The organism is Allobosea sp. WAO (genome assembly GCF_001509835.1).
Classification (GTDB): Bacteria; Pseudomonadota; Alphaproteobacteria; order Rhizobiales; family Beijerinckiaceae; genus Allobosea.
This window is the reverse complement of sequence record NZ_JXTJ01000015.1, coordinates 137,013-158,407: the sequence shown is the minus strand read 5'-3', so window position 1 is coordinate 158,407 and position 21,395 is coordinate 137,013. Positions and strand designations below refer to the sequence as shown.

Genomic DNA, 21,395 nt, shown 5'->3' with positions numbered 1-21,395 from the left:
GTCGTCGGTCAGAAGGGCGCGAGGGCCTTCTCGGAGGCTCAGGCCGCCTGAACGAGCGATTTGGGCGTGGCCCCGTCCATGCGTCCAATGGACTCGAGCGCAGGCGCCAGTTCGGCTAGCGTCATGGTCTCAAACGGCAGGTTTACGAGAGCAGTGACCCGAGCGGTCAGATCGCGATAGCTCTGACGGAAGGCGGCACGCTGCGCCTCGGCGGGCCCGCCGATCTGAGCCGGGTCATCCAGTCCCCAGTGGACGCGCAAGGGCGCTCCCGGGAACGACGGGCACTCCTCCTCTGCGGCGGAATCGCAGACCGTGACGACGAGGTCGATCGGGGGTGCGTCAGCGCCCAGGAATTCGTCCCAGGACTTCGATCGGAAATCGGTTGTCTCGTAGCCCAGATCGGCAAGCAGCCGAAGCGCCTGCGGATGCGGTTCCTCATGCGGGCGGCTTCCTGCCGAATAGGCTCGGATGCGGCCGAGGCCTTCGCGGTTCATGACCGCCTCCGCCATGATTGACCGGGCGGAGTTGCCGGTGCAGACGATGAGCACCCGCAAGGGGTTCTCGGTCGGCTCCGCCTCCCTGCGCGAGAGATAAGATGCGGCCTCGCTCCCGCAGACAGACGGGCGCTCCGTGCAACACGCCTCCGACAGGAAGCCGAGAAGGGCGTCGGCTCGATCGGGCACCGCCGCGAAGATGATGTGGCGGCCCTCGCGGCGCGACGCCAGCAGGCCGACCTGCTCCAGCGCCGCAAGGTGGGTCGACAGCGTGTTGTGCTGAACCGCCAGCAGCCGACCGATATCGCCTGCCGCAAGGCCATGGGGCCGATAGCGCATCAACAGCCGGAAGATCTCCAGCCGTGTCGGCTGGGCGAGCGCACCCAGCAGTTCGACGGCGCGGGCGGCTTCGAGGCGGGTGGTCAAGCTGCGTCGTCCTTCATTCCGGGATCCGTTCCGATCGCGTCCAGCCGGTGCTGTAGGGCGACCCGCTCGAGGGAGGCCAGCGGCAAGTTGCTGAAGATCGAGATCCGATTGTTCAACATGCGGTAGGCGTCGGCGAAGGCAAGGGCCTTCTGGACGTCCTCGCCGACGAATGCGGCAGGGTCCGGCAAGCCCCAGTGGGCGCTCATCGGCTGACCCGGCCAGTGCGGGCAAGGCTCGTTCACGGCGTCGTCGCAGAGCGTGAAGACGAAATCCAGGGGCGGCGAGTCAACCTTCGCAAACTGCTCCCAGCTCTTCGGCTTGAATTGCGTGACGTCGAAGTTCAGCGACTTGAGCAGCCGGGCCGCGAACGGGTTGATCTCTTCCCGGGGATCGCTGCCGGCGCTGTAGCCCTTGAACTTCCCGGGAGCGATCCGGCCGATGATCGCCTCGGCCATGATCGATCGGGCCGAGTTGCCAGTGCAGACGAAGAGAACGTTGAGGGGAGCCCGAGCCATGATCACCATCTCGTCATTTCGATAACTGTCGACATGATTGACTCGCCTGTCATTTCGATGTCAAGCGACATATCGAAATGTAGCGACGGCAAGTGCAGAGGGCGACATGAGGGTTGGCATCAATGGAATGGGGCGGATCGGTCGCCTGTCGCTCAGGGCCGCGCTGGGCGCAGCCGAGCGCCCGGGTGATGACCCCCGGCGCGAAAACCGCCTCGAGATCGTCCACCTGAACGAGATCAAGGGAGGTGCCGCGGCAACGGCTCACCTGCTCGAGTTCGACAGCATGCAAGGTCGCTGGCGAACCGAGATCGGCCATGACGGTGACGGGGCGATCCACATCGGCGAGCGCAAGCTCAGCTTCTCATCCGAGGCATCCCCTGCCGAACTGCCCTGGGGCGATCTGGGCGTCGATGTCGTTCTCGAATGCACCGGTAAGTTCCTGACCCCGGAGGTGCTGGAGGGACATCTGAAGCGCGGGGCCAAGCGGGTGATCGTCGCCGCGCCGGTCAAGGATCCGTCCGTCCTGAATGTCGTCGTCGGCATCAACGAGCGCCTCTACGATCCCGCTAAGCATCCGATCGTGACGGCCGCCTCCTGCACCACGAACTGCCTGGCTCCGGTCGTAAAGGTCGTCCACGATAACCTCGGTATCCGGCATGGCCAGATCACGACGATCCACGATCCCACCAACACCAACGTCGTGGTCGACGCCCCGCACAAGGACCTGCGCCGGGCCCGTTCGGCGATGCTCTCGCTCCAGCCAACGACGACGGGCAGCGCAACGGCGATCGCGCTGATCTATCCGGAGCTCAAGGGGAAGCTGGATGGCCACGCGGTCCGCGCCCCCGTGCTCAACGCCTCGCTGACCGATTGCGTCTTTGAACTTGAACGGTCGACGACGGCCGCTGAGGTCAATGAGCTTTTCAAGAGCGCAGCTACAGGACCGCTCGCCGGGATCCTCGGTTTCGAAGGGCGTCCTCTCGTCTCGATCGACTATCAGCGCGATACGCGCTCCAGCATCGTCGATGGCCTTTCCACACTCGTCACCGATGGCACGATGCTCAAGGTCTACGCTTGGTACGACAACGAGATGGGATATGCCTGTCGCATGGTCGATCTCGCCTGCCATCTCGAAGCGGTCGGGATCTGACGCGATGAATGAGGGCACGCGCAACTACGCCATTGTGACGGCCGCATATTGGGGCTTCACCCTCACGGACGGCGCTTTGCGTATGCTCGTGCTGCTGCACTTCTTTAGGCTCGGATACTCGCCTTTCACCCTCGCTTTTCTCTTCCTCCTCTATGAGGCGGCGGGCGTGATGGCCAACTTCATCGGCGGCTGGCTCGCAGCGCGCTACGGCATCACCAGGATGCTCGCGATCGGCCTGACGACGCAGATCACCGGCTTTCTGGTCCTCTCGGCTCTTTCGCCAGATTGGTCGGCCGTTGCCTCCGTGATCTGGGTGGTACTCGCCCAGGGTATCTGCGGCGTCGCCAAGGATCTGACGAAGACGGCCTCGAAATCGGCCATCAAGATCGCCGAAACCGCCGCGAAGACGCAGGATTCAGAAGGCCGCCTCTTCCGCTGGGTCGCCTGGTTCACAGGCTCGAAGAACGCGATGAAGGGCTTCGGCTTCTTCCTCGGCGGGCTGCTGCTCGAACTCCTCGGCTTCCGGGGCGCGCTGTGGGCGATGGCGGTTGCGCTCAGCGTAGTGCTGTTCGGGGTGGTGATCTCGCTGCCGCTCATGCTCGGAAAGGCCAAGGCGAGCAAGAGCGCACGCGAGCTCTTCGGCAAGAACCGTGGCGTGAATCTGCTCGCGATCGCGCGCGTCGCCCTCTTCGGAGCCCGGGACGTCTGGTTCGTCGTCGGCGTGCCCGTCTTCCTCTACGCCGCGGGCTGGACCTTCACGATGGTCGGCAGCTTCGTCGCGCTGTGGACCATCGGCTACGGGCTCGTGCAAGCAGCGGCGCCCGCCGTGGTCAAGGGCAGTCCCGACGGCCTGACGCAGGAGGTGAGAGCTGCAAGGCGCTGGTCGCTGATCCTCGCCATCATTCCCGCCGCCATCGCCGCGGTTCTGGCGAGCAACTCGGGATTGAGGCCGGATATCGTCCTGGTGGTCGGCCTGGGCCTGTTCGGCTTTGCCTTCGCCGTCAATTCCTCGGTCCACTCCTATCTGATCCTGGCCTATGCCGGATCCGAGAAGGCAGCCGAGGATGTCGGGTTCTACTATGCCGCCAACGCGTTGGGGCGCTTCACCGGCACATTGCTTTCAGGCCTGCTCTACCAATGGGGCGGCATTTTCGCCTGCCTGATCGGATCATGCCTGATGCTGATCGCCTGTTTCCTGGCAACGCTCGCGTTGCCAGGGCGAGATGAGCTCGCGCCGGAACAGATCTAGGCACTTAGAGATCGGGGAAACTCGGCTACCCCGCTTGCGGCTTGTGCCAATCGCTGACGATGTGCGCGCCGGATGGGCATTGCGGTCGCAATCGTCATTCCTATGCGGCGACGCGAGATTGCCGCGCCAATCCCATCCGCTCGTGCTGCTCCCAGGCGAGGTGCACAGCGCGATACACCTAACGCATAGGTTGTCAGGATCCCTCTTCGCCCTACTAGATCGCCGGGGGGGTAACAAGAATGACAGTCGACGAACTTGTAAGGCATATCGCCGCGAGCCCGCAGCACCAGCATCTCTACCATTTCACCGATGAAGCGAACTTCGCAGGGATTAACGCACACGGAATCCTGTCGAAGTCACAGCTACGCGCCAAGGGCCTCTGGCCACCGACCGCGACCGGTGGCAACGAACTAAGCCAGAGGCTGGATTTAGAGCGGGGGATCGATCCATACGTCAGCCTATGCATGACCCGGAACCATGGCATGAAGTTTCTGGCGCAGCAGGCCGGGCGGCTCCCAAAGCCGCATTATCTCGGCATCAATCCAGCGGTTCTGGCCACTCCGGGAGTGAGAGTCGCTCTTGGCGTGGCCAACGCAAACGACGTATTGATCTTGCCGATAGCCGAGGCCATCGCCCATATGGACATCGAGGTCCTCTATAGTCGGACCGATTGGACTGACGCGGCGATCCAGACGAGACTGCGCGCAGCCGAAAAATTCGAGGTACTCGTTCCAACCTTGGTACCCAGGGCAATGATCATGGTGCGTTACTAGTGGCCAGCAGACCGGTGTTCATCCCGACCCTAGCGGGCACTCAACTGACCCACGAGCGGTCCTTCGAGTTCAACTGGTCTTCGGGGTTCGCAGAAAGTCAAAAAAAGAAAAACGTCATCGCGCTGCATAATGCTGCCAAGCGCGCTGGCCTGGAGAATGTCCTCGAAATTTCGACGAAGTCCGATGTCGAGGTTGGCCGCAGGTTGAGCGCCTTTAGCCTCAAGATCAATCTGGAGGGATTTCAATACCCCTTGGAGAGCGTCTACCAAGGCTCGAAGGTCTTCGAGCGCCAGGGACCGTTCCCCGAGATATTTGAGTTTCAGCCGCGTGAGGCGAAACGCTTCATCCGTGAGATCGACGCCGGCAATCTGATCGGCTTTGAACTGGAAGGAAAGCGCTTCCCGCTGAGCCCGAAGAACGCCTTTTATGACTGGCTCTACATTCGAGCTCTGGCCGGACACTCCGAGTGGATCGCAGCCAACGTCGACTACGACGGTTACACGGACATCGAGTTCAACCCCGAGAAGCAGGTCAACTGCCAGGCGCGGGCGTTCGCGGAACTCAAGAGCCTTTATGCAAGGTCGGAGCTTGAGAAAGCCGTAGCCGACTTCGACTACTTCGCATCCAGGCTGCCGCCGATTTAGGCGGCTGCTTTTTCTTGATGTGTCTCCACGACGAAGGCCGCCAAGGCTCCGGCCATGTTGACTGCAAGGCTGGCATGGCGCTGTGAGGGTCTTACTGGAATCTTGCCGCCTCGGCCGTGCGAGTCCGACAGCCTGTTCCGTAGGGTGCCGAGGCCGTTGACCAAATTCATGGCGCTGCCAAGGATCGCCTTGATCGGTGCCTCGGTGTGCTGGTCAGGCGCCAAATTCAGTAAGTTGGCCACCGCCTTGTACAGATCGGGCAGATCCGCCCGGTCGTCGTAGCTCTCATCCCGCTCGTCGAGCACGCGCTTGCAGACCGTCTCCAGCAGGGTTCGGGCCATGGTGATCGCGCCCTCGGGGTCGGTTGTTCGCCGCGCCAGGGCTTTGGTCCAGACCGCATGCACGCCGTCGCTGTCGAACGTCGCCAACGTGTCGCCAGCGACGATGTCGAGAGGCGCACGATTCGCTCCCTCGAGGTGATCGATAATCCGGGTGAAGGCGTCGTTCAGGTGCTTTCGCCGCCCCTTGTACCCGGCGATCTCGCCGAGCTCACCCCACAGGGACGCGAGGGTCCGGTTCGTCCGCACCATCTCCGGCAACAAGGCTTTGAGCTGGTCGTCCTGCATAAATTCGCTTCGCAAGGCCGAATACATCGGCTCGTCGCGTTCGCCGCCGGTGCAGCTCGCCCGCATGACGTTCTCGAGAAGTCGCGCCCGCTCCAGCCAACTGTCAGGCATATCGTAAAACGTCATGGGTTAGCCATTCGGTTAGCCTCGGCGCGCTCGAGCAAGGCTCAAGGACCGTGATAATACGAAATCAGCGGCGGGTGCTCGGGATCGTCCTCCGTCATGAGCCGATCTACGAAATCCAACGGGCTTGCTGGCGAGGGCTCGACCAACGCTTGATCGATGATCACTATTTGATGACTCAGCAGGTCCGTCTCGGCGATCCGATAAAGGTATGTGTAGAAGGCCGCCACCAGCTCGGGATTGATGTCCGGGGTGATATTCTTGAGCGGAGTGTCGATGATGAGCAACGAGGGCACCGGCATGGCCTTGATCGCCGCAGTCCGATGGAGAGCCAAGGCGAAGCAGATCGTGAACAGGGTCTTCTTCCCCCCGCTGCCGGCCGTGAAAAAGCTATAGGCAGCCGTTTCGTCGCCCTCGGGCCAGATCTCCGGGATTAGGGTCCTGCGGTTGATGTTGACGGTGTCCTTGGGCCCCACCCCGGGAACACGCGTCGCGATCAAGGCTTCGAGGAAGTTTTCGCCCAACGCCCTGAAATTCTCATCGGCCTTGCTGAGCCGCATCTGCTCCTGTCGGATCTCTCGTTCCAGCCGCGTGATAACCTCGGACAGCTTGTCGGCTTCGGCGAGCATCTCGGTAACTGCGCCGGGCATGGCCCTGACCCGATTGAGAAACCTTTTGCGTTCTTCAATTTCAGCAACCTCACGTTCCGCTTGCCGCGAACGGGCAGCGCGATCCGTCTCGTAGCCGCTCAGTAACTCCGACACATCGTGGTCCAGCCGGTCTTTGTCTGCTACGAGCTTTACGATCCGCTCCAACTGCCGCTTGCGCGCGATGGCGTGCCGACGAAGCGCCTGTTCGATGTCCGTAAGCCTGGCTTCCAGGTCGCTGCTGATGCTCGCGGGATTGATCTCATCGCTGCTCGGAAGCACGACCTGAAGGCACAGATAGCAACTTCCTTCCGGGGCCCGATGAGCCGCGAGGGGTTGGCCGCACTGCGGACAATTTTCGAATGCGCTGCCGGATAGAACGGACCGAGCCCGATCCGCACGCGCCACCTTGAACTTCATAGACATGAGTTCGGCGCGGAGTTCTCTCTGTTCCTCGATCCGGCGATCGAGATCTTCCAAGGTCTCCTGTTCGGCATCGAGCTGGTTCGACATTTGACGCAGGCGGACGCGTTGTTCGTCCACGAAATGGGTCTGCCTGAAGAAGTCGTTCGCACTCGCGGTCAGGTCGGCTTGCACATCGACGAGCCGGAAGTGATCCTTCACGATCTCGGCGTCGATCTGGGAGGCGGAGGCGAAGCCGAACTGTGCCAGGAACCCACGGATACGCTCTGCCGCTTCGGTTTTGGACCTCTGATCGGTACGTGCCTGATCGAACTCGGCCTGCAACGTACTCAGCCGCTCACTGTAATAGCCCGCGAAAAAGTTAAGTGCGTCCTTGCTCTTTTCCGCAAGAACGGGTTGGCCCAGGCGAAAAAAGGAGGAATCCAGTTGTTCCTGCTCAAGGTAGCAGAATTTCAGTAGGTCCCGGAAGCTGAGACGTACCATGGGAGAGTCATCATCGCCGGTTCGCTTGCGAACCCGGATGATCGGGTAGCCAAGCAGCCGCAAGAGAAGGTCGCTCAGGTTGACCACGTCGTCACCATATACGACGGGGCCATCCCCCTTTGTCCGGATCAGAAGAGCGACAGGCTCGCCATCGTCTTCAATCCACGAAACCTTCGCCACCCCCTCTCCTTTGACGCGCTCGATCAGCACCTGCCTCTCACCAATCGTGAGGGTAAGCTGGACCGACAGAAGTTCTCGTTGAACTGCGGTCGTGAGCTCGAGGGATCCGCCAAAACAAAAATCGACCAAGCGGGCAATCGTCGACTTTCCGAGACTCAAAATTCCATGTACAAATGTGATATTTCGTCCAAATCTGACGATTTCCTCGCTTTTGCGGCAGTATAATTTTAGCGTTTCAAGTCGAATTTTCATTGTTCGATGGTCTCACCCATGCGAAGCGACGCCAGTTCCGGGAAAGTCTTGTAGACGAACTCCATCAGCGTACTGGCCGATAGGTCCAGATGGCGTTTGAGCAGAATCGCACGTTGAGCGATTGCGGCGTACTCAGGCTCTTCACGTAGTGACGAGGCCGCCCGGCGGCCGCGCTCCGTGAGTCCGATCATGATCGTGCGACCACTGGCACCGACCGCAACCAGTCCACGGCCAGCGAGAGTGTTGAGGAATCGACGGTATCGATGGTCCCAGGGGCCGTACTTGAACCGCACCATGCGCGCTTCGATCGAGTGGCGCTCGAAATCGTGGGCGCCGATCGACGGGTCCAGCACGTCGCGGGCCAAAAGCGCCCGTTCGAGATAATCGGGGTATCGAAGCAAGAAATCGAGCTTGGCGAGCTTCGTCAGCCCTTCAATCTGCTTCTCGCCGTTGCGGCCGCCGAACGTATCGATGAGGACAAGCAGACGCCCGAGATGAAGCGCGTCGTCCCCCTCCAGATAGTTCACGATCTCGGGCAAGGTGGCCACGCTACTCGGTCTCCGTAAGCGGGAGCGTCCGCGAGGGATCCCACCAGACCCGGCATTCCTCGGAGAGCAGACCCGCCGCACCAATCAGATGCTCGGCGCGGCAGCCGAATAGGGTACTCGCTTCCGCTTGGCTGATCGCACCCGCTTGGGCTTTCAACGCCTCGAACATTGCCGGGCCGTACGGTGCGCCGGTAAGCTCGGCGGCCTTCTCGGCGTCGCGCGCGGCTCGTTTGGCGAAGTGCTGAAAATGGGCCAGCCTCTTGTTCGCCTCGGTCAGGCCGAACTTTTCCTTCCAACGGAGGAAGGCGGTATCGAGCGAGGATACATCGTCCTTCATTTCGTCGATGTCGGCATAGCTGATGGAGCCGGCTGCCATTTTGAGCTCCATTTTTCCCAGACCCGGCGGTATCGACTCACGCGTTGTGAAGCCTGCGATCGCTAGCAGCTCGCCGCTGACGGACTGCGGCTGCATCAAGCTGCGAAGGACCTCTCCATCGATCCGCTTTCGGGCCGTCCGGAGCCGCTCCAAATGTTGAGGCAAGTTTTCGACGACGTCGTGAACGTCAAGAATGAAGCCCGACAGCCCGGGCGAGGACACTTCCCAGACGTGACCTCGAAGTCCCTTTGCCATCACGAACAACTCCGCCCACCGCAGCTCTCTGAGCGCTGGAAATTCACCCAGTGCGTGAACGATCTCGATATCCGGCTGATCGATGCCGGTTCGCCGTTCCTCTAGAACCACCCTCGCAAGGGTTCGAACAACATCCTCAACGGGAACCCCTGCCGCGCCGGCGACAACCTTGAGATAGGCGACGATCCTGTCACGAGTGCCGCATCCGTCGTGACCCGGGTTTTCCCGGCAGCGCTTGAGCACATTGCGCAAGTCGTCGACGCCATCACCAGCAAAGAAAACGAAGTTTGTGACCAGAACGAACTGCCTGAAGCGACCGGGATAGCGAGCATCGCGGACACAGAACCGGATCAGGGAGCCACGTACGGATGGATCAGTCGATCGAAATGGCTTCTGATTGAGTTCGCGGCTCTTGACCTGGATGCCCGTTAAGCTGCCGTCGCCGTGCTCAATCAGGACATCTTCAACATGCTCGCAATAGACCGCTTTGACATCAGATCCGTTTCTCAAGGTCTGAAGGCATTTAAGCGCCGTAAAGTTGATCTGGTAGCGGAAACGTCTTTGAGTCTCGTCGCCTGCATCCGGCACGGACATTTCATCGACACGCGTCTCGATCTCGCTCACTCGCCCCCCAGCGCCGAACCTTCGCAATCCTAGCGAGAGAAAAACTATCCACTTTCTCTAAGGTTACAACAGGCCATTCTGATAACTTGCCTCGCCCTAGTAGCGGCTGAATACGCAGGCGGATGGCGCAAATCCGCCTTCGTTGAAGCGGACCTGTCGACCGTCCGACACATGATCGGCGTCGTACAGTTGACTGCTCGTCCTGGCATCGTTCGATGGCGTGAGAGCGATCAACGCGACCGCCTTCCGCTATTTGTTCGCCAACCCGGCTCGCAAAGGTCCCCTCGACCATGAGTGCGGCATCAGCCGGTCGAGGGTCTCGCGTGGACTGAGCCCCCCGGGCGCAAGAATCCGCAAGAGACACGGCGTCGGGGGGCTGCATCGAGCGGCCGGGCCGCTCGCAAGCCCGCCAACCCAGCGATGACGAAAATCACGGCGCCACGTCCTGGTGCGGCCAAACCTAGCCAAAAAACTTATCGAGCAGATGGAAATCCAACTGAACTACCTTATCGACGGGGTCGAGATATTGCTTCATATCTTCGAATACACTAACAATATTTGCTAGTTGCGAGTCCGTATATATCAGAGCATATATATCATGCTTCTTGAAAAACGAACGATGCTTCAGCATCTCCTTCTCAAAATTATCGGATGCCATCTCATTGATTTTGGCCTGATTTAGACCTCTGATAGAACTGAGATATCCGTGGGTCGACCAAGGAGAAAGTTCGTAGCCGACCTTACGCATCGTATAAGGATCGATGATACAAAAATCCAACCTGTATTTATGCTTCGCCACCGGACCTTCATAACGATATTCAGGAATAAGAAGCGGGATATTATCTGGATTGTTAGATGCGCGGACATAATCTACGTATAGATTTGCGATTTCCTTTTCATACGGCGACCCCGAAGCGCGAACGAGGGTGTTCTTGAAAAACGCCAAGTACGCATTAACGTCCGAAAATTCGATCTTGTCCTCATCACCTTGCACCACGAGGCCGGAATTCAGAATGTGCCCGATGGTCCAGTACAGTTTAGGAAAATGCCGGATCTCGCTTTTATCGTTTTCCCAAACACCGTTCACGTAGCGCGGCGTAATCAGTAGCCCGTAGTCGGCTTTATTCTGCCCTATCCAGATTTCAGACTCTGCAATTGGCGGTCGAACGCGTGATAATTCATCAAAATGCTTCAAATAAGAACGCTTAAGGAACAACATAAAGTATTTCTGAGCCGCCTCGGATTTCCTCAGCATCTCGTAATTGATGCGGTGCGAGTTTGGAAATAGAGCATCTTCTGACGACATCGCCTGCCTAAAGCCCTTCATATACAGAGTCGCATATTGCTCCGGTGAAAGGATCACTTCGTGCAGTAGATCGATAAACTGTGCAGCTTTCCCGCCTATAATGGCATTCAGTGAACTCTCTTTGAGTACTCCAGTTTCTTTAAGAACCTGAGGGAGCATTGCTCTGAGCTCTGTCGTCATATCGACCACCAAGCGGTTACGGGCGGTCTTGATCGGATCGCGGGGCATTCAGCTTCCTCGTAGGCAGGCAACTGAAGGTCAGTGCCTCATTTTGATTATTCAAGCGGCGGTTTCTAGCTCAGCTTCAGCGTCGGTAGCAATCGCCGTCGATATCAACTTGAGTACATGGGGAGCAGCGAGTTGAGCTCCAGGGCCGCTCGTGTCCGGCAGACCGGAAAGTGGAGCGATGCAGGCGCGTCACCGAACTTCTGGAGCGCATTGAGAGGCGAGAACCATTCCGCATCAGGTCCTTGCCGAAACTTCCGTGGCCATTGCTTCCTAAAGCCGCAAATGACTGCGACGGGCTGAGCCAGGCATCAGCAGAAATCCAGCGCTTTTGATCGCGTCGCGCGGTCAGTGCAGTGAGGGGGCTCGGACGTCAGGCCAAGTCCCCTCACTGCACAGATACTCTCTCGACATTGACTTCCGCGTTGAGCTCCCGGCCGCTCACGGATCCTTCGTCCCATCCTTGCCGAATTGCTTGAGGAAGGCGGTCAGATCCTTGATCTCCTGCTCGTTCTTGATCCCGGCGAATACCATCTTGGTTCCCGGGATCCTGGCCTTCGGATCCTTGATGTAGACGGCGAATGTCGCATCGTCCCAGGTGATACCCGAGTTCTTGTTGGCGCTCGAATAGCTGTAGCCCTCGACTGATCCGGAATGCCGCCCGAACAGGCCATTGAGTTCTGGCCCGACGCCGTTCTTTGCGGTTTCACCTATCTGGTGGCAGGCCCGGCACTTGTTCCAGGAGCGCTCGCCAGCGGAGATGTCCTGGGCAACGACAACGGACGGCGAGAGGGCGAGCAAGGCAAGCATAGGCCACAGGCGATTCATGATCGATGGATCTCCAATGATGAAAGGGTCAGATGGCGAAGCCGCCACGAAGCGGATGAAACAGGACAACGTCGCCGGGCCGAACGCCGCCGTTTTCCGCGGCGATCTCGGCCAGGCCATCGGCTTCGGCGAGTGGTTGCAGCCGGGCAGAACCGCCGCGGCCAAGGATCTCGACGCCAAGGCCATCGTGACCGTTGACGAGCTTAACCGGAACGAACTCGGTTCGGCCTGCTCGGCGCGCAAAGGCCGACTTGCTCGGGAGCGGAAAGCCGAGCCGCTGTGGAGGCTCCCGCCCCTCAAGCGTGGAGGTCATCGCTCGGCCCAGCAGGAGCCAGCACACCAGGCTCGAAACGGGATTGCCCGGCAGGCCCAGATAGGCCGCGGAACCGATGCGGCCGACGACGGCAGGCTTGCCGGGCTTCAAAGCGATCTTGAGCGTCTCGCCGCTGCCGTCTGCCTGCACCAACGCCTCAAGCGCATGGTCCTCCTCGCCGAGGGAGGCGCCTCCGCTCGTGACTACGAGGTCGGCGCGCTCCGCCATGTACCGCAGACGATCCGCGAGCATTTCTGGCCGGTCAGGAACCCAACCGCCGTCGATCGGAACCAGTCCCGATTGCTCGATCAAGGCGAGCAGCATTGGTCGATTGGAATCATAGATCGCGCTGGGCTCGAGCGTGTCACCAGCCTGTCGGAGCTCGTCTCCCGTCGAGATCACGGCAACACGCGGCCGTGCGCGTACCCTGAAGGTGCCGATGCCCTGCGCGGCGGCAAGGGCGATATGACGTGCATCGAGGCGCTCGCCCGCCTGAAGTAGGATCTCAAGCGGTTGGACGTCCTCTCCCTTGATCCGGATATTGTCTCCCGCCCGGATCGGGCGACGCAGGACGATGGCATCACCATCGCGTTCGACATGCTCCTGCATGACCACGGCGTCGGCCCCCTCGGGAATAGGGGCTCCGGTGAATAGCCGGGTCGCTTGGCCTGGAGCGATCTCGTCCCCTCGACGGCCAGCGGGCACGCGGCCGACCACCCGCAAGCGGGTGCCGACCGCAATCCCGTCGCACGCAACCACGGCATAGCCGTCCATGGCGGATTGGGTGAAGGGCGGTGTCGCAACCAGCGCGACAACGGGCTCGGAAAGCGTGCGCCCTGTCCCCTGCGCCACAGGGACAATGTCAGCTCCGATCAGCGGCATGGCATAGGCTGAAGCGCGAGCGCATGCTTCCGACACCGAGTGCGTAACAGAAGCGCGATCGACAGGGGGAGTCGCGAGCAGTGCTTCGGCTGCAACGAGAGCGGTCATGGGTAACCTGCGAGCTGGAAGCGAACGGAAACGAACGGGTCGCACGTGCGTGCGACCCGCTTATCGCGACGGCCTCAGACCGCGTATTCGCGGCTCTTGAAGGACAGATGCCTGGTATTTTCCGGCGCGCTCGCGATCTTCCGGATGTTGCCCCAAGTCTGCTTGTAGTTCGGGATTACGAACTCATTGACGCCTGCCGAGACGACGTTGCCTTGGACCCCGGTGGGAAACCCGAAAAGCATGAAGGCCTGCTTTCGCTTTGCCGAAGGTGTCGGATAGGCCATGGCCTGCGTCGAGCCATTGTCGTTGTAGACCTCGACGAGATCGCCATTCTTGAGGCCGAGCTCGGCCATGTCGGCAGGGTTCAGCTCGATGAAGGGATAGGGCTGCGCGTCCATGACAAAGTCGTTCTTCTGGTCGAGGTAAGCGCTTTGCCAGATCAGGTTGGCTCGCCCGTTGTTGATCAGGAACGGGAACTTGTCTTTCTCGGCCTGCTTTCCCGCAGCCTGGAGACCTCGCCACTGCGTCTCCATGAATGTCGCCTTGCCGTCCTTGCCACCGAACTTGCCATCGGAGAACAGCCGCTTCGTGCCGATGATCTTGCCGTCCGCGAAGCCGGTCGCCGGCTCCTGGAAGCCATTCGTGCCCATCACCTTCAGGCGAGCATAGGTGACGTGCTCGCCGCCCTTCTCATGCTTGGCATAGCCATCCATGAAGGCATCTTCCTCGGTCTTCCAATCGAAGCCTTTGAAGTTGTCGGCGACCTGCGCCATCCCGATCTCCCGGAAGACGCGCTCCATGTTGTTGGCGATGCGCGCCGCGATCAGGCAATCGGGCATCGCCTGTCCGGGCGGATCCATGTAGCGCTCGACGAGGCGCATCCGGCGCTCGCCGTTCATGGAGGTCAGGTTCATCTCGCCGGAGGTCGCAGCCGGGAGCCAGACATGGGATGCCTGACCGATTTGGGTCGGCACGATGTCGACGTCGACCGAGAACAGCCCGCCCTTCTTGACCGCCTCGACGATGGCGTTGACCAGTGCCGGACGATCCCCGAATGGCACGGAATCCATCGCCTCCTTCACCAGGTCGGTGCGCTTCTTGTAGTTCCGCTTGAACTGGTACGCATTGAGCGTCGTCTTGTAGTGGTCGCAACCCCAGATGTGGTGGACGCCCCCCTTGCCTTCGAGCAGGAGCTTGTCGACATACGCCGCCGGGCGGCCGACATGGGCGTCGGACGGGCGCGAGTAGCCTTCCTGGTGGCCGCCTAGACGGACGCAGCCGCCTCCCGGCCGACCGATGTTGCCCGTGGCGAGCGCGACATTCACGAGCGCGCCGTTGGTGCGGTAGTTGTCGTTGCCCCAGATCAGGCCCTTCTCATAGGCGAACATGGTGCGGCGACGTGCATTGCCGTCCTTGGGCGACGCGATCCATTCCGCCGACTGGCGGATCTGGTCGACGGTAAGGCCCGTCAGAGCGGCAGCTTGCTCCAGCGTCGTCTTGTTGGCCGCGACCATCTTGTCGAAGCCGTTGGTTGAGGCGGCGATCAGTGCCTTGTCGACCCACCCCTTCTCGGCGATGTACGTCATCCAGGCATTGAACAACGCCAGATCGCTGCCCGAGTTGATGGCGAGGTGCATCACCCGGTCCTTGCCGGCCTCTACTTCGCAGGCGTTGACCGTCACGGTGCGACGCGGATCGATTATGACGATGCGTGCGGGTGGATGAGCCTCATTCGGAAGCTCGGCGCGCTTCTTGTCCATCGACGTGCCACGCAGGTTCGGCACCCAATGGTTCAGGAAATAGTTGGTCTGCGTCTCCAGCGGATTGGCGCCAACCACGACGATTGTGTCAGCAAGCTCGGCGTCCTCGTAGCAATTGTTGAGCTCGCCGATGCCCATGTCGCGCGTGGCGTGGACCTCGGAATTGTAGGCCGGCCGATTGTGGATCCGGATGTTCTTCACCTTCATGGCGCCGAAATAGAGCTTCCCGGTGCCCCAGGTGTTCTCGTACCCGCCGCCGGCTCCGCCGTGGTCGAAGGCGGAAACGAAGAGCCCGTCCTCACCCTGGTCCTTGACGATCTGGCAGGTGACCCGGGCCACGAGATCGAGCGCATCATCCCAGGATGTCGGCGACATCGCGCCGTAGCGCCAGACCATCGGGTGCGTGAGGCGCTGCTGCTGCGTCGAACGCGCTTCCGAGTACGAGGTCTCCGCCATGCGGGCGCCGCGGACCGAGCCGAGGCCCGAATTCACCACGCAGTTCTTGTCCGGCATGATGACTACGTGGACGTCCTTACCGTCCTGTTTGACGATGTTGTACATGGACGGCGAATACCAGGCGTCGCTTTCGGCCCCTTGCTGCTTGGCGAGGTCGACCTTGAACTTGTTCTGGCTCGGATCCGTGCCGCCCTGCCTGTTGATGTCCCAGGTGTAGGCCTTGTAGCCGCACCCGACGATGCAGAAGTGGCAGGTGACGTTATGCTCCTTGGCATCCGCAGGGACGATCGGGAGGCGATCGATCTGGCGCTTGTAGGTCATGACCTTCTCCCTCAGAGCACGTTGGACAGGCGGCCGAAGAGAAGCTCGTCCAGCCCCTCTGCAACGATGTCGCCATTGGCTTCGACACGCAGCGCGTATTGCGGCAGATTTTGAGTAGACTGCCCCCAAACCTGCTGGCCGCCGGCCTCGCAATCGAAGCGGGAGTAGTGCCCGGGGCAGTTCAGCGTCTTGTCGGCCGCGTTGAACGCAAGCGGGAAGCCCTTGTGCGGGCAGACAGTCGAAAAGCCGACGATGTCTCCGTCGGGGCCGACACCTCCCGGAACTCGCTTGCCGAGCTTGATCAGCACACCCGGCGCATCATCATCGGGATAGGCTACGTCCTTCGGCTCGTTGACCTTGAGCTCCGCAACGGTTCCGAGCTTGTTGGCGGGATAGTCGACCAGCGCGGCAGCGGGCTTCGCCTGGGCCGGCGCGGCAACCATCGTTGTCGCGGCGGCGCCGGCGGCTGCCATGCCCGCTCCCGACAGGAAACGGCGGCGGCCGAGATCGACCATCAGATCGCACTTCTTCATTGGGATTCCTCCAGCCAGCTTCTCGTGAGCGGTAGGAGGTGATTGCAGGCCCCGTGCCAAAGCTTAGGCGGCAAAAAGCCTGAACAAAAACAATGATCTAAGGATCGCGGCTGGTTTGTGGATGTTCGAGTTTCCGAACATGCTGCGGCCGCGAAGGTTCGGAAAACCGACGGCGGTACTCGACCGCCCGGAAACCTAGGTTGCTTCGACTTTTCTCTGGAACGGAAGGGCGGTTACGGACGATTGGGACAAGCCGGCGGCTGCGGCGACCTGCTCAGGCCGAAGGCGGGCGATTGCGGCGTGTTCTGCTCCTACGGCGACGTGCCATGCCCGCCCATCCAGAAGACGCGGGTCGGAGGGCAATCCTCATCTTGCTGCGGAGGCGGTTGCCACGGCTGAGGTGGAACGGTGCGCTCCTACTCCCGAGCCGGGGCAATTCCGTGGCGCTTCATCTTCTCCCAAAGCGTGGTCCGGGAGACCGCAAGCGCCTTCGCAGTGGCAAGCACCGCTCCATCATTTTCGGCGAGGACGCGGGCAATATGGCGCCGCTCGGCCTCGTCGCGAATGCCCTCCAACCCTTCCCGCTGAGAAGGTTTGAAGACAGGTCCGAGATCAGGAAACAGATCGCCTGGCATCAGCAACGGCCCGTCGCTCAAGGCGATCGCGCGCTCCACACGATTGCGGAGTTCACGGACGTTGCCGGGCCAGTCATGGGTCAGCGCGGTCTCCATGGCCAGCGCGCTCGTCCCTTGGATGCGAACAACCGAATCCTCGGTCAGCTCGGTGACGAAGCGATCAATCAGCCAGACGATGTCCTCTCCGCGGTCGCGCAGCGGAGGAACCGGAACATGTACGACGTTGATCCGATACAGCAGATCTTCCCGGAACGAGCCTTCCTTGACCTTCTGCGGGAGGTCGACGTTGGTCGCGCAAACCACCCTGGCCTTGAACGGAATGACCTGCTCGCCGCCAACCCGAGTAAAGCTGCGCTCCTCGAGAAGCCGTAGAAGCTTGGCCTGGAGCTTAGGAGGCAAGTCGCCGATCTCGTCGAGAAACAAGGTTCCAGTCCCGGCACGCTCGGCATAGCCGAGATGGCGTGCGTGAGCGCCAGAAAATGCGCCCTTCTCATGGCCGAAGAGTTCGCTCTCCATGAGCTCTGCGGGTATGGCAGCGCAGTTCACCGCCATGAACGGCCCCGCCTTGCCGCGCGAGGCATGGAGCAGGCGGGCGCAGACTTCCTTGCCGCTCCCGGTCTCGCCCGTCAGCAGGACCGGGGCGCCGACCTTGGCCAGTCGCCCCAGCGTGCCTTCCAGCGCACGCATTGCAGGCGATACGCCGAGGATCCCTTCGCTCTCCGGCTGAGGCGAATCGACCAGAGACTCCACCCGCTCGAGGAATGAAGACATTTCAAAGGGCTTGGTGACGTAGTCGCCTGCACCGCACCGCATCAACCTGACGGCCTGATCGATCTCGCCAAAGGCGGTCATGAACAGGAACGGTGGAGCTCGCTCGGACTTCGCGGTCTCGAGGAAGATCTCCTCGCCATTGCCGTCCGGCAGCTTGAGATCGCAGATCACAGCCTGAGGACGACGCTTCGCGAGCCCCTGCACGGCCTCGGCCTTCGTCTTCCACCAGGTGACGTCGGCTCCCTCGAGGGCAAGCCGCTGGGCAAGGGACTCGCCCATAATCGGATCATCCTCGATCAGGCCAATCGCACATCGTTCAAGCGACATCGCGAAGCTCCTCTACAGGTGCCAGTGGCACCCGAACCTGGACTAGCGCTCCACCGAGATGGGAGACACCAACGATCGCGCGCCCGCGCAGATCTTGAAGCAGGCGCCGGGTCACCCAAAGCCCCAGACCTGAGCCCTCACCAACCGGGGCTGGCTTTTGGCTTTCTCCGGTGAGCACTGCCTCGGCCTCGACATTGAGACCCGGACCTTCGTCATGGACTTCGAGTAGCAGATTCTCCGCATCAACCGTTGCGAGGAAGATGAGCTGTCCGCCTTCCGGGCTGGCCTGTATCGCATTCAAGAGCAAATTCAGAACGACCTGGCGAAGAGCTGACGCGTCCGTTGGCAATTCGCCCTCGAGCATGTTCCGCCAATCGATGGAGATAGCGTGCCGCACGAGTTCAGGGCCGACCAGAAGGCGAATATCGTCCAGGTCAGCCGCCGCGAGTCGGCTTGGGCCGCGATCGGCGCGATAGGCCGTCAACGTCGACCGCACAACATCGCGGATGCCCTTCAGGCCGCGCTCGATCAGGTTGAGCGATGTCGAGCGAACCGAGGGCTTGTCGCCGTGACGCTTCAGGGTATCGATCGCGTTGAACAGGCCGCCGAGCGGATTGTTGATTTCGTGCGCCATGCCGGAAGCAAGCCGGCCGAGGCTGGCGAGCCGCTCCTCGTTCGCCAGCTCCTTCGCGATGGCCTCGCGTTCATTGACGGCATCGGCCATCGCATTGAAGCGAACGAAGAGGCGCCTGAACTCGCGCGTCGATCTTTTGATCTGGTCTTGTGGGATAGGCTGCACCGGTCCGGAGACACTGAGATCGAGGTGCCGGGACAACGTAGCAAGAGGACCAAGCATACGCCGGATGATCCAGTATCCGAATGCGGCCAGAAGCAGGGCGATCCCGGTATTGGTGGCGATCAGTGTTCGCAGGACCTCACCACGCTCGCGCAAGAGGTGACTGATATCGTAGTCGGCATAAATCTCGCCGATACGTCGGTCCTGGTAGATCAGCGGTTTCCGGGCAAAGGCGCGCGCCTTGTCGCTATCGACAATGAGAACAGCATCACCCTCAAAATGGCGATCCCGATCGGACTGCCGACTGAGCACAGGCGCTTTTCTGGGATCACTCGCGGCGAGCGTCTCTCCCTTGCTGTCGACAACGACGACGCTGGCTCGGCCAAAGCCTCCCTCGAGGTTTGCCCCACGCTCGATCGTGTCGAATATCTCCCAGATATCCTCCCGGAGGACATGCGGAATAAGCGCGGAGGCGAGACCGTTGAGGTAGATCATCGACATCGCCGCGAGCTGCCGTTCCTGCGTTTCGCGCAGCCTCGACAGCACCGCGTTGGTCATGACGATGCTAACGATCAGCATGAATGCGGCCACGAGGGCTGGAGCTTTGAAGGCGAGCGGCCAGCGCCGCGGATCAAGCGAAGCGCGTTTCATCCGAGCGCCCTCACTAAGTCAACGCGCCGGGCAATACTGTCGAAGAGCGAGGGATCTTCCGTGGCGAAGCCGTCAAGCCGCAGAAGGCCCAGGACGCTTCGGCCCGTCGGATCGCTGGGCATGTCGATCAGAGCCCGCTGGAAGCGCCGGATACCTTCGCTGGCTGCGTTTCCCGCTGATGTCGCGATGGGAGGAAACCCCATCCTCTCCGAGCGCCAGGCGGGTTTGGTCAGCTTCGTTAGCTCGGGCTCGGCTTCGCTCAGAACTTCCCAGACGTAGCCGTCGACACTACCCGATTGGGCAAGGCCGGCAGCCACTGCCCGAACCACGTTGCGGTGTCCATAGGTGAAGAAGGTTCGCCGGAAGAAGTCCTGAGGCTTGGCTCGGTTCTCCGCCAGCAGCGCTCGTGTCACGAGATACCCCGAGTTCGAGTCGGGATCGGAGAACGCGTGGATATCGCCCCGCAGATCGAGAATCGAACTGGCATCGCCCCGATCAGCGCCGACGAGGAGATAGGACTGATAGGTAGGCTTGCCGCGCCAGACAGGAACCGCGACCAATTCAAGTTCGCTTCGATACGACACGAACGGAAACCCACAGATCCAGGCAGAGTCGAGGAGGCCCGAGAGCAGTTGGGAGGTGATCTCCTGATAGGTGCGCTTCAGAACGAGCTGAACCTCGGTCCCCATCGCGACCGAGAGATAGCGCTGTAGCGCTTCGAGTAGATCAAGATCCGATGTCAGGAAAACCGGCGTCAAACCGAAGCGGAACGGCTGTTCGGCGCGCACGATCGCGGGAGCGCCGATAAAGGCAGCTCCGCCAACAAGAACCGCACGACGCGTCGGTGCCCAATTCCCTCGAGCTGGCACCGATCGTCGCTCCCTCCCGAATGTCACCACGCCCCTCCCTTATGGAGGTTATTCCAATGACAATCTGATCTCCGGAGAAAGTGCAGTCAAACTCTCTCGACTGAACGAGTTCCCGACCCACATCTCAATATGCTCAGCGTGAAGACTCGGGATTTGCGCTAAGCATGTTCGGACTTGCTCCCAAGGATTCAGCTCCGTGAATCCTTAGCGCTCCCCCAGTCTCCCGGAATGGCGTTCCGGGAGAACACCTCCGTGCCGGAACGCTGCTCCCACAGTCTCCCGGAATGGCGTTCCGGGAGAACACCTCCGTGCCGGAACGCTGCTCCCCCAGTCTCCCGGAATGGCGTTCCGGGAGAACACTTCCGTGCCGGAACGCTGCTCCCCCAGTCTCCCGGAATGGCGTTCCGGGAGAACACCTCCATGCCGGAACGCTGATCTGCGGGAGCGGGAGGGCGAGGTATCCGCGAAGCGGGAGATTAGCGGAGCAGAGAAACGACAATCTCCCGCTTCTCTATAATATACAAATTACGAATATTACCATTAGGCGCCAGCGACAAACTTTTAGATAAGATACTCATCAGAATAATGTGCATTTTAACGATTTATATACGAATCCTTTTCATTAATATCCGAATGCAGAACTGATGAACAGGCGAATGACGACCAATGCGGTTGCGCAATATTCCTGGTTATACGCTATTACTGAACAGATCGATCGCTGTTCAACGAACAATGGACCGTATCGTGGTTGCAGCTTTCTGCATCTCTGAGCTGGCCCGCGCCGGCACCGAGAAGCTCAGAGCCGTGCATGGGCTCGTCGAGCAAC

The 21,395-nt window shown here is 60.7% G+C and carries 18 protein-coding genes and 1 pseudogene; 5 read left to right on the top strand and 14 right to left on the bottom strand.

Annotated features, from left to right (window positions below; genetic code table 11):
- Positions 1-38: 38 nt before the first annotated feature.
- Positions 39-920, bottom strand: coding sequence for a metalloregulator ArsR/SmtB family transcription factor (locus DK26_RS24075; protein ID WP_066478163.1), 882 nt, complete (start codon positions 918-920; stop codon positions 39-41).
- The gene (locus tag DK26_RS24070; RefSeq protein WP_066478269.1) at positions 917-1,435 is read right to left on the bottom strand and encodes an arsenate reductase ArsC; all 519 of its coding nucleotides are present in this window, start codon (positions 1,433-1,435) and stop codon (positions 917-919) included. The genes DK26_RS24075 and DK26_RS24070 overlap by 4 nt, the downstream gene beginning before the upstream one ends.
- A gap of 37 nt (positions 1,436-1,472) precedes the next feature.
- Here DK26_RS24070 and DK26_RS24065 point away from each other — a divergent pair, with 37 nt between their 5' ends.
- From DK26_RS24065 to DK26_RS24050, 4 genes are all read left to right on the top strand, one after another.
- The gene (locus tag DK26_RS24065; RefSeq protein WP_248310095.1) at positions 1,473-2,585 is read left to right on the top strand and encodes an ArsJ-associated glyceraldehyde-3-phosphate dehydrogenase; all 1,113 of its coding nucleotides are present in this window, start codon (positions 1,473-1,475) and stop codon (positions 2,583-2,585) included.
- 4 nt (positions 2,586-2,589) lie between these two features.
- Entirely contained in the window at positions 2,590-3,834 is a 1,245-nt protein-coding gene (gene arsJ / locus DK26_RS24060; protein ID WP_066478152.1) for an organoarsenical effux MFS transporter ArsJ, read from the top strand.
- Positions 3,835-4,073: 239 nt separating this feature from the next.
- Positions 4,074-4,607, top strand: coding sequence for a DarT ssDNA thymidine ADP-ribosyltransferase family protein (locus DK26_RS24055; protein ID WP_066478150.1), 534 nt, complete (start codon positions 4,074-4,076; stop codon positions 4,605-4,607).
- 14 nt (positions 4,608-4,621) lie between these two features.
- Positions 4,622-5,251 carry a hypothetical protein gene (locus tag DK26_RS24050; protein ID WP_248310094.1) on the top strand — a complete coding sequence of 210 codons (630 nt, stop codon included), beginning with the start codon at positions 4,622-4,624 and terminating at the stop codon, positions 5,249-5,251.
- Here the strand turns inward: DK26_RS24050 and DK26_RS24045 are convergent.
- The 9 genes from DK26_RS24045 to DK26_RS24005 form a co-directional block, all read right to left on the bottom strand.
- The gene (locus DK26_RS24045) at positions 5,248-6,003 is read right to left on the bottom strand and encodes an abortive infection family protein (RefSeq protein ID WP_066478145.1); all 756 of its coding nucleotides are present in this window, start codon (positions 6,001-6,003) and stop codon (positions 5,248-5,250) included. The genes DK26_RS24050 and DK26_RS24045 overlap by 4 nt on opposite strands.
- 41 nt (positions 6,004-6,044) lie before the next feature.
- The gene (locus tag DK26_RS24040; RefSeq protein ID WP_184231680.1) at positions 6,045-7,763 is read right to left on the bottom strand and encodes a hypothetical protein; all 1,719 of its coding nucleotides are present in this window, start codon (positions 7,761-7,763) and stop codon (positions 6,045-6,047) included.
- Between the two features lie 218 nt (positions 7,764-7,981).
- The gene (locus DK26_RS24035; RefSeq protein ID WP_157089822.1) at positions 7,982-8,533 is read right to left on the bottom strand and encodes a hypothetical protein; all 552 of its coding nucleotides are present in this window, start codon (positions 8,531-8,533) and stop codon (positions 7,982-7,984) included.
- Between the two features lies 1 nt (position 8,534).
- Entirely contained in the window at positions 8,535-9,788 is a 1,254-nt protein-coding gene (locus tag DK26_RS24030; RefSeq protein WP_157089821.1) for a dsDNA nuclease domain-containing protein, read from the bottom strand.
- Between the two features lie 460 nt (positions 9,789-10,248).
- Positions 10,249-11,322: a topoisomerase II gene (locus DK26_RS24025; RefSeq protein WP_066478134.1), complete on the bottom strand. Its 1,074-nt coding sequence runs from the start codon at positions 11,320-11,322 to the stop codon at positions 10,249-10,251.
- Between the two features lie 438 nt (positions 11,323-11,760).
- On the bottom strand, positions 11,761-12,147 hold the full coding sequence (locus tag DK26_RS24020; RefSeq protein WP_066478132.1) for a cytochrome c family protein: 387 nt from the start codon (positions 12,145-12,147) through the stop codon (positions 11,761-11,763).
- 28 nt (positions 12,148-12,175) lie between these two features.
- Positions 12,176-13,450, bottom strand: a complete 1,275-nt coding sequence (gene glp / locus DK26_RS24015; RefSeq protein ID WP_083533557.1) for a gephyrin-like molybdotransferase Glp — start codon at positions 13,448-13,450, stop codon at positions 12,176-12,178.
- 74 nt (positions 13,451-13,524) lie between these two features.
- On the bottom strand, positions 13,525-15,987 hold the full coding sequence (locus DK26_RS24010) for an arsenate reductase (azurin) large subunit (RefSeq protein ID WP_066478130.1): 2,463 nt from the start codon (positions 15,985-15,987) through the stop codon (positions 13,525-13,527).
- 11 nt (positions 15,988-15,998) lie between these two features.
- Positions 15,999-16,520 carry an arsenate reductase (azurin) small subunit gene (locus tag DK26_RS24005; RefSeq protein WP_066478124.1) on the bottom strand — a complete coding sequence of 174 codons (522 nt, stop codon included), beginning with the start codon at positions 16,518-16,520 and terminating at the stop codon, positions 15,999-16,001.
- A gap of 258 nt (positions 16,521-16,778) precedes the next feature.
- On the opposite strand from DK26_RS24005, the pseudogene DK26_RS29950 reads away from it, so the two are divergent.
- A pseudogene (locus tag DK26_RS29950) lies at positions 16,779-16,919 on the top strand (GDCCVxC domain-containing (seleno)protein); the annotation flags it as partial.
- A gap of 17 nt (positions 16,920-16,936) precedes the next feature.
- On the opposite strand, the gene DK26_RS24000 reads toward DK26_RS29950, so the two are convergent.
- The 3 genes from DK26_RS24000 to DK26_RS23990 are packed head-to-tail and all read right to left on the bottom strand — an operon-like array spanning position 16,937 to position 20,488.
- Positions 16,937-18,253 (bottom strand): sigma-54 dependent transcriptional regulator, encoded by a 1,317-nt coding sequence (locus DK26_RS24000; RefSeq protein ID WP_066478122.1) that lies wholly within the window; start codon positions 18,251-18,253, stop codon positions 16,937-16,939.
- Entirely contained in the window at positions 18,243-19,700 is a 1,458-nt protein-coding gene (locus DK26_RS23995; RefSeq protein WP_066478120.1) for a HAMP domain-containing sensor histidine kinase, read from the bottom strand. The genes DK26_RS24000 and DK26_RS23995 overlap by 11 nt, the downstream gene beginning before the upstream one ends.
- The gene (locus DK26_RS23990) at positions 19,697-20,488 is read right to left on the bottom strand and encodes a PhnD/SsuA/transferrin family substrate-binding protein (RefSeq protein ID WP_157089820.1); all 792 of its coding nucleotides are present in this window, start codon (positions 20,486-20,488) and stop codon (positions 19,697-19,699) included. Before DK26_RS23990 ends, DK26_RS23995 begins: the two co-directional genes overlap by 4 nt.
- Positions 20,489-21,395: the final 907 nt, after the last annotated feature.

Bases quoted from the DNA above. Each gene is read 5' to 3' on its own strand.
- DK26_RS24070 (WP_066478269.1), bottom strand. From the start codon at position 1,435: ATGGCTCGGGCTCCCCTCAACGTTCTCTTCGTCTGCACTGGCAACTCG.
- arsJ (WP_066478152.1), top strand. From the start codon at position 2,590: ATGAATGAGGGCACGCGCAACTACGCCATTGTGACGGCCGCATATTGG.
- DK26_RS24055 (WP_066478150.1), top strand. From the start codon at position 4,074: ATGACAGTCGACGAACTTGTAAGGCATATCGCCGCGAGCCCGCAGCAC.
- DK26_RS24045 (WP_066478145.1), bottom strand. From the start codon at position 6,003: ATGACGTTTTACGATATGCCTGACAGTTGGCTGGAGCGGGCGCGACTT.
- DK26_RS24025 (WP_066478134.1), bottom strand. From the start codon at position 11,322: ATGCCCCGCGATCCGATCAAGACCGCCCGTAACCGCTTGGTGGTCGAT.
- DK26_RS24020 (WP_066478132.1), bottom strand. From the start codon at position 12,147: ATGAATCGCCTGTGGCCTATGCTTGCCTTGCTCGCCCTCTCGCCGTCC.
- glp (WP_083533557.1), bottom strand. From the start codon at position 13,450: ATGACCGCTCTCGTTGCAGCCGAAGCACTGCTCGCGACTCCCCCTGTC.
- DK26_RS24010 (WP_066478130.1), bottom strand. From the start codon at position 15,987: ATGACCTACAAGCGCCAGATCGATCGCCTCCCGATCGTCCCTGCGGAT.
- DK26_RS24005 (WP_066478124.1), bottom strand. From the start codon at position 16,520: ATGAAGAAGTGCGATCTGATGGTCGATCTCGGCCGCCGCCGTTTCCTG.
- DK26_RS24000 (WP_066478122.1), bottom strand. From the start codon at position 18,253: ATGTCGCTTGAACGATGTGCGATTGGCCTGATCGAGGATGATCCGATT.
- DK26_RS23995 (WP_066478120.1), bottom strand. From the start codon at position 19,700: ATGAAACGCGCTTCGCTTGATCCGCGGCGCTGGCCGCTCGCCTTCAAA.